7 protein-coding genes are annotated in these 9090 nt (G+C 48.8%); all 7 read right to left on the bottom strand.

Translation table 11 applies throughout. The features are described 5' to 3' along the window. Positions 1–211: 211 nt before the first annotated feature. Positions 212–1651, bottom strand: a complete 1440-nt coding sequence (gatB, locus tag HNR77_RS10880; protein ID WP_184183582.1) for an Asp-tRNA(Asn)/Glu-tRNA(Gln) amidotransferase subunit GatB — start codon at positions 1649–1651, stop codon at positions 212–214. A gap of 26 nt (positions 1652–1677) precedes the next feature. Further along, a complete protein-coding gene (gene gatA / locus HNR77_RS10875) occupies positions 1678–3135 on the bottom strand; it encodes an Asp-tRNA(Asn)/Glu-tRNA(Gln) amidotransferase subunit GatA (RefSeq protein ID WP_184183579.1) in 1458 nt (485 codons plus the stop codon). Positions 3136–3162: 27 nt separating this feature from the next. Then, positions 3163–3450, bottom strand: a complete 288-nt coding sequence (gatC, locus tag HNR77_RS10870) for an Asp-tRNA(Asn)/Glu-tRNA(Gln) amidotransferase subunit GatC (RefSeq protein ID WP_111268427.1) — start codon at positions 3448–3450, stop codon at positions 3163–3165. A 239-nt stretch (positions 3451–3689) separates the two neighbouring features. Next, complete coding sequence (locus HNR77_RS10865) at positions 3690–7769, bottom strand: S-layer homology domain-containing protein (protein ID WP_184183576.1); 4080 nt, start codon at positions 7767–7769, stop codon at positions 3690–3692. A gap of 217 nt (positions 7770–7986) precedes the next feature. After that, on the bottom strand, positions 7987–8370 hold the full coding sequence (locus tag HNR77_RS10860; RefSeq protein ID WP_184183573.1) for an ATPase: 384 nt from the start codon (positions 8368–8370) through the stop codon (positions 7987–7989). A 151-nt stretch (positions 8371–8521) separates the two neighbouring features. Beyond that, complete coding sequence (locus tag HNR77_RS10855; protein ID WP_184183570.1) at positions 8522–8758, bottom strand: sigmaY antisigma factor component; 237 nt, start codon at positions 8756–8758, stop codon at positions 8522–8524. After that, the gene (locus tag HNR77_RS10850) at positions 8751–9089 is read right to left on the bottom strand and encodes a YxlC family protein (RefSeq protein WP_184183567.1); all 339 of its coding nucleotides are present in this window, start codon (positions 9087–9089) and stop codon (positions 8751–8753) included. Before HNR77_RS10850 ends, HNR77_RS10855 begins: the two co-directional genes overlap by 8 nt. Position 9090 lies beyond the last annotated feature (1 nt).

Here is a 9090-nt window from a genome sequence, read left to right as displayed (position 1 = left end):
CTGTAAATCTGAAACGAATATTAAAGCTAGTGGACTAAGGTCTACTAGAAACCGCAGCTAATTTAGACCCATAAAAAGAAGACATTCGTTCCGAAATTCGGTACGAATGTCTTCTTTTCTGTAAACTAAATAACATCTGTAGAAAAACTGCTAGTTCTTCAGTGGCCTCTCACAGGGACGAGCCTCTTTCTGTCCGGCCTCACCGGAAGGATTAGCGGTTCAGAACGTCTGTAAGCAGTTGATTAGCGAGGGCAGGATTTGCCTTGCCTTTACTTTCCTTCATGACTTGACCTACAAGGAAACCGATCGCTTTTTGTTTACCTGCCTTGTAATCCTCAACGGATTGCGGGTTATTTGCAACTACCTGCTCCACAATGGCAAGGATAGCTCCTTCGTCACTGATCTGAACAAGTCCCTTCTCTTCAACGATCTGCTGCGGAAGCTTGCCGCTTTCCAGCATTTCCTTGAATACGGTTTTGGCAATTTTGCTGTTGATTGTACCTTTCTCCAGCAAGCCAATCATCTCGCCAAGCCCCTGACCCGTCAGTGGAACCTGCGTTACCTCAAGGTTATTGGTATTGAGATATCCTAACAGGTCGCCCATGATCCAGTTGGATACGGATTTGGCGTCCTGTGTATATTTGAGACTGTCTTCAAAGAGATCAGCAATCGCTTTGGAGGACGTAATAACCTCCGCGTCATAGCTTGGCAAACCATAATCTGCTGTATAACGGGCTTTACGTTGATCCGGCAATTCTGGAATGGAGGCTCGGATACGCTCCTTCCATTCAGCATCAATATGCAATTTAACCAGATCCGGGTCCGGGAAATAACGGTAGTCATGCGCCTGCTCTTTACCACGCATCGACAATGTTTTGCCCTGAGCCTCGTCCCAGCGGCGTGTCTCCTGAACAACTTCTCCGCCTTCGTCGAGAATTTCAGCCTGACGATACTGCTCATATTCCAGACCGCGCTGTACACCGCGGAAGGAGTTCATGTTCTTCAGCTCCGCCCGTGTACCCAGCTTCTCCTGTCCATGCGGGCGCAAGCTGATATTGGCGTCACAACGCAGTGACCCCTCTTCCATCTTCACGTCCGACACTTCGCAGTACTGCATGATCGCACGCAGCTTCTCCAGATATGCGCGCGCTTCCTCCGGGGAGGAAATTTCCGGCTCGGAGACAATCTCCACCAGCGGAGTTCCGACACGGTTAAAGTCTACAAGAGAAGCGTAACCGCCATCTACGTGTGTAAGCTTGCCTGCATCCTCCTCCAGATGCAGACGAGTGATGCCGATACGTTTGGTCTCGCCATTGACTTCAATATCAATCCAGCCATTCTCACCGATCGGCTGATCAAATTGTGAAATCTGATACGCTTTTGGTGAGTCCGGATAAAAGTAGTTTTTACGGTCAAACTTGCTGACATCAGCAATCGTACAGTTGAGGGCCATCGCTGCTTTCATGGCATAGTCAACAGCCTGACGATTAAGTACGGGCAGGACACCCGGGTGTCCGAGACAAACGGGACAAGTGTGTGTATTAGGCGGTGCTCCAAAAGCGGTAGAGCAGCCACAGAAGATTTTGGAGTTGGTATGCAACTCCACATGGACTTCCAGTCCAACGACCGTTTCATATTTAGATGCGGACATTTCGATTTACCTCCGTTCCGGGCAGTTTACAGCTGCGGACGCTGCTTGTGGAATGCTGTATTTTGTTCATACGCATGCGCTACGCGCAGTACGGTTGTTTCATCAAAAGCTTTACCGATAATCTGCAGGCCAACTGGCAGCCCATCTGCGAATCCGCAAGGGATGCTGACCGCGGGTACGCCCGCCAGACTGACTGGAATCGTCAGAATGTCGTTCAGATACATCGTAAGCGGGTTGTCTACTTGAGACCCCAGTTTGAATGCTGTTGTTGGTGCGGTAGGTCCAATGATCACGTCATATTTGGCAAATACATCATCAAAGTCCTGTTTGATCAGCGTACGTACCTTTTGGGCTTTCAAGTAATACGCATCATAGTAACCGGAGCTGAGTGCATAGGTTCCAAGCATAATACGGCGTTTCACTTCAGGACCAAATCCCTGGCTTCTGGACTGGTGATACAGATCCAGCAAATTCTCCGGGTTGTCTGCACGTACACCGTAACGTACGCCGTCAAAACGGGCCAGGTTCGATGAAGCCTCGGAAGAAGCAAGCAGATAATACGTTGCTACTGCGTATTCGGTATGTGGAAGAGAAACCTCTTCCCACGTAGCGCCAAGCCCTTCAAGCACTTTGAGCGCAGCCAGAACGGTTTCTTTGACCTGTGGATCAACGCCCTCACCGATATATTCTTTCGGCACGGCGATACGCAGTCCTTTCACATCACCCGTCAGTGCGCTCAAATAATCCGGGATATCTACGTTGGCAGATGTCGAATCTTTGGCATCATATCCGGCAATGGCCTGAAGCACATAAGCAGAATCTTCTACATTTTTGGTCAAAGGTCCAATCTGGTCGAGTGATGACGCAAATGCCACCAAGCCAAAACGGGATACAAGTCCGTACGTCGGCTTCAATCCTACAACACCACAGTAAGAAGCAGGCTGACGGATGGACCCCCCCGTGTCTGATCCTAGTGTGAAGTAAGCTTCTCCCGCAGCCACCGCGGCAGCTGAACCGCCGGACGAGCCCCCTGGAACACGATCAAGCGCCCACGGATTGTGCACAGGCGAGAAGCTGGAATTTTCATTGGAACCGCCCATAGCGAATTCATCCATATTCAGTTTGCCGAGCGTGACGGTATCCGCGACTTTCAGCTTTTCGACAACCGTTGCGTCATACACCGGGTCGAAATTGCGAAGAAACTGGCTTCCGCAGGTTGTGCGCAGCCCGTTGGTTACGATGTTGTCCTTGATTCCTACCGGTAAGCCGAACAGCAAACCTTTCTCCTCACCGTTAACAAGACGGTCGTCCAGCTGCCGTGCGCGTGCGCGTGCATTCTCCTCATCCAGTGTCAGATAAGCCTTCACCTTGTCGTCATGCGCACCGATATTCTGATACGCCTGATTCACCAGGTCGCTGACCGACAGCTCTTTGGCATGCAGTTTGTTATGTAACTCAGGTAGTGAATGATCAAATAAACTCACAGTGCTTGTCCTCCCTTCTCTTTATCCCTATTCCATGACAGCAGGCACTTTGAACTGCCCGTCTTCCTCTTCTGGAGCGTTGTGCATAACCTGTTCAATAGACAGGCTTTCCTTCGTTTCATCTTCACGCATCACGTTGCTGACATGCAGCACGTGAGTGGTCGGCTCAATGTGTTCTGTGTCCAGCTCATTCAGCTTCTCTGCATATTTCAAGATCGCGTTCAGTTGGCCTGTCAGCGTCTGTTCTTCTTCAGCAGTCAGATTAAGTCTGGCCAGTCTCGCCACATGCTGAACGTCATTATTCGAAATGCTCATTACCGGATGCCTCCTTCATATCGATCAAATTCCCGAAACCGTCGAAACGTCTTGTCCGTTTAACGGGCTAAAGTCCCGGGATAACTTTTTTCATTATAGGTGAGTTGGTTCGACAATTCAATGCAAACGACCCAGCATGTTTTGGTGGAAAAGTTCTTCGGTGTGCCACAACGGACAAAAAAAGGCAGCGTGTAAGATCCGCTGCCTTTTTGACCGATCCGTTGAATCGGTACCATTTCTCAGATCAAATCTGCTTGCTGCAACATCCGGCGTACCAGTGCTGCTGTCTCCGCACGAGTAACGGTTGCTTTCGGCGCAAGAGTTGTACTGCTTCGGCCAGACACAAGCCCTGCCTGAAGGCTGACCATCACGGCTTCTTTAGCCCATGCCGAAACCTCCCCTTTGTCTGCATAACGCGAGAGCTGTCCATCCGCATCTGTCGCAGGCTGTTTGTCTGCTCCGGCAAGCTTAAATGCACGATTCATCAGCAGCATCGCTTCCTCCCGGGTGATCTGCTGCGCAGGCCGGAAGGTTCCGTCTTTATAACCTTCGATCAGTCCATAGCCAGAAGCAGTGCTGACCGCGCCTGCGTACCAGTCGCTTGCCTTCACGTCTCCGAAATGATCGCCTCCTTGAGCGGTTCGAAGGCCCAGCGCCCGAACAAGCACAGCTGCAAATTCAGCCCGGGTAATGCTGTTATTCGGACTGAAGCGATCATCCGATACACCTTCAAGGACCAGACGGGAAGCCAGATCGTTCACGTCCGTTTTTGCCCAGTGCCCGTCAACATCGGCAAATGTCCGGGGATTCCAGATAACACCGTACGTGCTATTGGTCAAACTGTTCATTTGGGCATAATACACTCCGCCAACTTGCGTAATTTTCGTCGGTACATGGCGCACACTGCCGTCCGCCTCTACAACAACACCAGTCGTCACCCGCGCTGGATCAACCTCGCTGGATAATGCGATATCCCGTTTGACGTATGTGCTGAAACGGTCTACATTAGCAGATTTGTCGCCATACGTAACTACTATGTTGAAATCATACAGTGTGCCTACCAGAGCATAGCCGTTCTGCTGAGCATTCGCAGCTGCCGCCAGCACAGTGTCGGCAGAGGCCGGTTCGATTTTTACACTCACGACCATATCCTGCAAATGCTCATTTGCCCCGAGTTCCTTCGCCAGAGCATTGATATCCACCTGCTCGGAAGGCAAGGAATAGGTAGCACCTGCGGTTTGCAGCACCAGCACTGCTTTTTTGTCTCCCATCTGCTTTACCAATTGACCGGTAAGCTCACCGACCACCACATCCTTGTCGCTACTGTTGACGGGAAGCGTAACGACAGCGCCTGTGCCTTCCGACTCCAGTTTTTGCATGACAACTGGTGCGTCCACGGCAAGGGTCAATACATTTTGCCCATTCGTTTGCGTCGTTTTCAATGTGCCGGCTGTCTCAGGCTTGCCGTTTACCAGAACGGAAACACCTGTATTCGGCACGCTGCTGGAAGGAAGCGTTACTGTACCCGTGCTTCCAGAGCCTCCACCGGGCGTGTTCCCGCTACCTGTGTCTGAACCTCCGCCTCCGTTGCCGTTATTAGAGCCCCCATTGGAGCCACTATTTCCGCCATTATTAGAAGGAGTCCATATGGCGTACAAAATGACATCCGCTGTACCAATCACGAGTGTATCACCTGCGTTATAGCTTTGTCCGCTACCGTCCGCCTCGGTATTCCAGCCCGCAAAGGTGTAACCGAACTTGACCAGATTTCCGGTATTATCCAGGATGGTGGCACCGGATTGTTTGTGATAGGTCTGGCTGTCTATAGGCACGTTCCCTGATGAAGCTCCATTGCTGTTATACGTTACCTTATAGGTTTTAGGCTCGGTATAAGACATCACTGTCGCTTTATTATTTTTCCCATAATCACAATAGGCCGCATACAACGTCCCGTCCGAGTTGACAGCCAAGGAAAGATTCAGAGCTACGGCCTTCGAGAAACCTGCATTGCCTACATTGATCCATCCGTCAGCTTCTACATACTTCTTGACGGTTGCTTTACCCTGGTTAGCCCAATCCTTATAAACGACATACGGGATGCCCGCCTGATCAATAGCGATGTCGACATCTTCTACCATTCCATCTGAAAATCCAGTCACGCCAACCTTGGTCCATGTTCCGGAACCATCGTTTTTCATTACACTTACCTTGTTTCCATTCGCTACATCACGATACGCAATATATACCGTGCCGTTCCGGTCCACAACAGGTGATATAAAAAGTGCCTGTCCGTCGGTAAAGCTGCGGTTGCCGACAGACAACCACGATGCATCCGCTTCGTCATATCGAACGACCGATGCTTTGCTGTTTCCGTCTCCGCCCGTGTATGCTACATAAATCTTCCCGTCCATCCTACTCGTCAAGACAACACCATATATATGACTATAGCTGTTGTAATCGGCGATGTTCATTGGAAGCCATTCATCATTGTGTTCGTTATACTTCATCATTGAAAGCTGATAAGTTTTAATCACAGCTACGTATGGGGTACCATCTTTACCCAAAGCAAGATCAATGACCTGCGCACTGTCTTGGGAAAAGCCGGCATTGCCTACCGTTTGCCATCCTGCCTGCTCCGAATATTTCATGACCGTTGCCTTAAACATATTAGCTCCATCTTTAAAAGCCACGTAGATCGTCCCGTCATGAGCGATCGCCAGTTTGGGTGAAAAAGCAGAACCTGAAGTGAAGCCAGGTTGTCCAACTGCAGTCCATCCAGTGACTTCACTGTATTTCATAACAGTTGCTTTAAAGGAATTAGCATTGTCTTGATAAACGATATAAGGGGTACCATGCGTATCCAGCACAAAATCCGGTTCAGCTGCAACGTCTTCAGAGAAGCCTTCTTTGCCAACAGGCTTCCATTTTCCTGCCTCATCAACCGGGTTCGGCACCCATTGGGCATACAACGTTATATTGGCGCTGCCTATCGTTGCAATATCTCCTGGCGCATAGCTACCTCCACTTCCATCAGCTGCTGTATTCCATCCAGCAAACGAGTATCCCGTTTTCTCCAGAAGGCCTGTGTTATCTAGAACCGTCGCCCCTGCTTGCTCGATATATTGATTGGGATCCGTAGGCACACTGCCTACCTGAGCACCGTTTCCATCGTAAGTGATGGTGTAGGATGATTTCATACTGAATCTCATTACTGTAGCTTTAGATTGATTTTCTGCATCCTGATAAACAACATACGGTTGATTTGTCTTGTCTAACGCCAGGGAAGGTGTAGATATAACCCCGGCTGAGAAACCCGCTTTTCCGACAGTCTCCCACCCATTTAGACCACCGTACCTCATAACGGTTACTTTATAGTCGTTTGCACTATCCTTAAAAGCAACGAACGGTGTGCCTGTCCCATCCACCTGGAGCGAGGGTGAAGAAGCTCTGCCAGGAGAGAATCCTGGCTCTCCAATTACCTGCCAGGCGCCGGTATCGCTATTGTATGCGGAAACTGTTACCTCAGATGTATCGTCAATAGAAGCAATGTATGGAATACCTGAAGGACTTAATGCCAGCGATGGTGATGCTGCATAACCTACAGGGATTACAGTTTGTCCCACAGACTCCCAGCCATTAGTGCTGTCATAGCTCATAACTATCGTTTGGGAAGAGTGATCTTGAAAAGCTAAATAAGGTATATTGTTCTGATTTAGAACCAATGAAATGGAGTTGGAGACTTCAGGAGAGAAGTCGGATGATCCCAGCACGTTCCAATCCATGGATTGACTATCGTAACTCATTACCGTGGCCTTCCCACTCACTCCATCTTTGAATGCGATATAAGGATTACCTGCCTGATCCAATGCAAGTGCAGGATAATTGGCAGAATTCGGGGTGAATCCGGCTTCTCCTACTGATTGCCAACCGATATCTTCACTATATTTCATTACAGTAGCCTTATTCTCTGCACTGCTATCCTGGTAACTAATATAGGGATGGCCTGTCTGATCAAGCACGAGTGTGATTCCACTCGCTGATCCACTGGATAGGCCTCTCTCACCAACCAATTCCCAGCCGCTCGATGCACTGTATTTCATAACAGTGGCTTTGAAGTTATCCCCAATATCCGTATAAGCGACATATGTCGTACCATTTTGATCCACTGCCAGCTTGGGAGCTGCGACATCTCCGGCAGAGAAACCTGCGTTGCCTAACAATGCCCACTCTTCATCAACGGAAGCATATGCACGGTGAGTGTCCCATGTCAGAAATAATGGATTTCCTCCAATTATCAGCAGACAGGCTAACAAACTCACTAAAAAATTCTTTTGGTTTTGATGTAACCTTCTCATCTTCAGATCTACCTTCCTTCTCCTCAAAATATAGAAAGAGATTTCTCCCTTTCGCTATGTAAGATTTCAAGCAGTATTTTAACAGTCCATTCTGAACCGATTCTGAACATCCTAAATCTTCGGAATCTATAAAACAAACAAAAAAGGAGCCGGCATCAGCCGACTCCTGAAATTCGAACACTTAAATCCATGCACGCAGGTTAACCTGCTTTATAAAATCCGCCTGGGACATTACTTCGTTCGCGGTTTCTTCTTCCTCTTCCACAACTTGAGGCTCTCCATTCATCAAATGATGAAACAGCTTCTCGTTATGTGTCGCAAGGGCGTAATCTATCAACGCTTCTCGCTCGACCCGCTCAGCTTCCTGCTTCAGCAGAACCTCTTCCAGATCGACGTCGCCGGATGGAACAAAAAAATTCCGATTCACCAGCGGCACTCGAAGCACGTAATCGAACGCATTGTCCGGATTCCGGTCATAAGCGATGATGTATCCATATTCCCCCACAGGAAGATTCTGCTCAAACGCATCCGCGACGATGACAACCTTCTCTCCTAATCGCAGCATCGTCTAACCTCCTGGTAGTCTATCATTCATATTTATTTGTATAGTCTACTAGAAAAGAATAACGATGTCTAGGAATACTAGATTCAAACAACATATTTGTGCAAAATCTTTTTTATAAAGCTCACGCAGCGTTTGATCTGACATACTGATGTTATCTATTTTTTTTACTTCCCGCCTGTCGTTTACGGTCGGTGCGAATCACAATCAGCCAATAGATCAGAAGCGGCCCGGGGAGGCTGGTAATGCCCCATAAGCCCCATAACCAGGGGAAACGGTCACGTTTGCGTGCATCCTGAAACATCCATGTGCCTTGAATCAGGAGCATTAATGCGAGAAAAACGAGCAGAACGGGAGGAATCTCCTCCAGTGAATAATGCAATTTATTCATGATGCACCGTCTCCTTCCGATGCCGGACAAACCATAAAGCAGCAGCAATGATCGCAATAGCTGTACCCAGAACTTGTATACCTAAATACACAGCAGGAGCAGAAACAAAGAGTAGCGTTCCCAGCGTAATCACCATCAGCGCAACAAGCCAGAAGCAGAGCATTTCAACCAGATTGGCTTTGTGCTTGATGCGCCTCTGTTCTCTGACACGAGATTCGAGGGATGCAAGTGAAGGAATGTCTGCCGGTTCACACACATCATCCAGCGCTTTCATAGACTGCTGCAGCTGTTGCAACAGCTCCTTTTCTTGTGTCTCATCAGATCCGCTCATT

The sequence above is a fragment of the Paenibacillus sp. JGP012 genome, assembly GCF_014203995.1.
Lineage (GTDB): Bacteria > Bacillota > Bacilli > Paenibacillales > Paenibacillaceae > Paenibacillus > Paenibacillus silvae.
The sequence above is the reverse complement of the archived record's forward strand: the minus strand, read 5'-3'. Positions and strand labels throughout refer to the sequence as shown.

What these genes read in the sequence shown, in the direction of transcription:
- gatC (WP_111268427.1), bottom strand. Translation starts at nt 3,450, where the DNA reads ATGAGCATTTCGAATAATGACGTTCAGCATGTGGCGAGACTGGCCAGA.
- gatB (WP_184183582.1), bottom strand. Translation starts at nt 1,651, where the DNA reads ATGTCCGCATCTAAATATGAAACGGTCGTTGGACTGGAAGTCCATGTG.
- HNR77_RS10850 (WP_184183567.1), bottom strand. Translation starts at nt 9,089, where the DNA reads ATGAGCGGATCTGATGAGACACAAGAAAAGGAGCTGTTGCAACAGCTG.
- HNR77_RS10855 (WP_184183570.1), bottom strand. Translation starts at nt 8,758, where the DNA reads ATGAATAAATTGCATTATTCACTGGAGGAGATTCCTCCCGTTCTGCTC.
- HNR77_RS10860 (WP_184183573.1), bottom strand. Translation starts at nt 8,370, where the DNA reads ATGCTGCGATTAGGAGAGAAGGTTGTCATCGTCGCGGATGCGTTTGAG.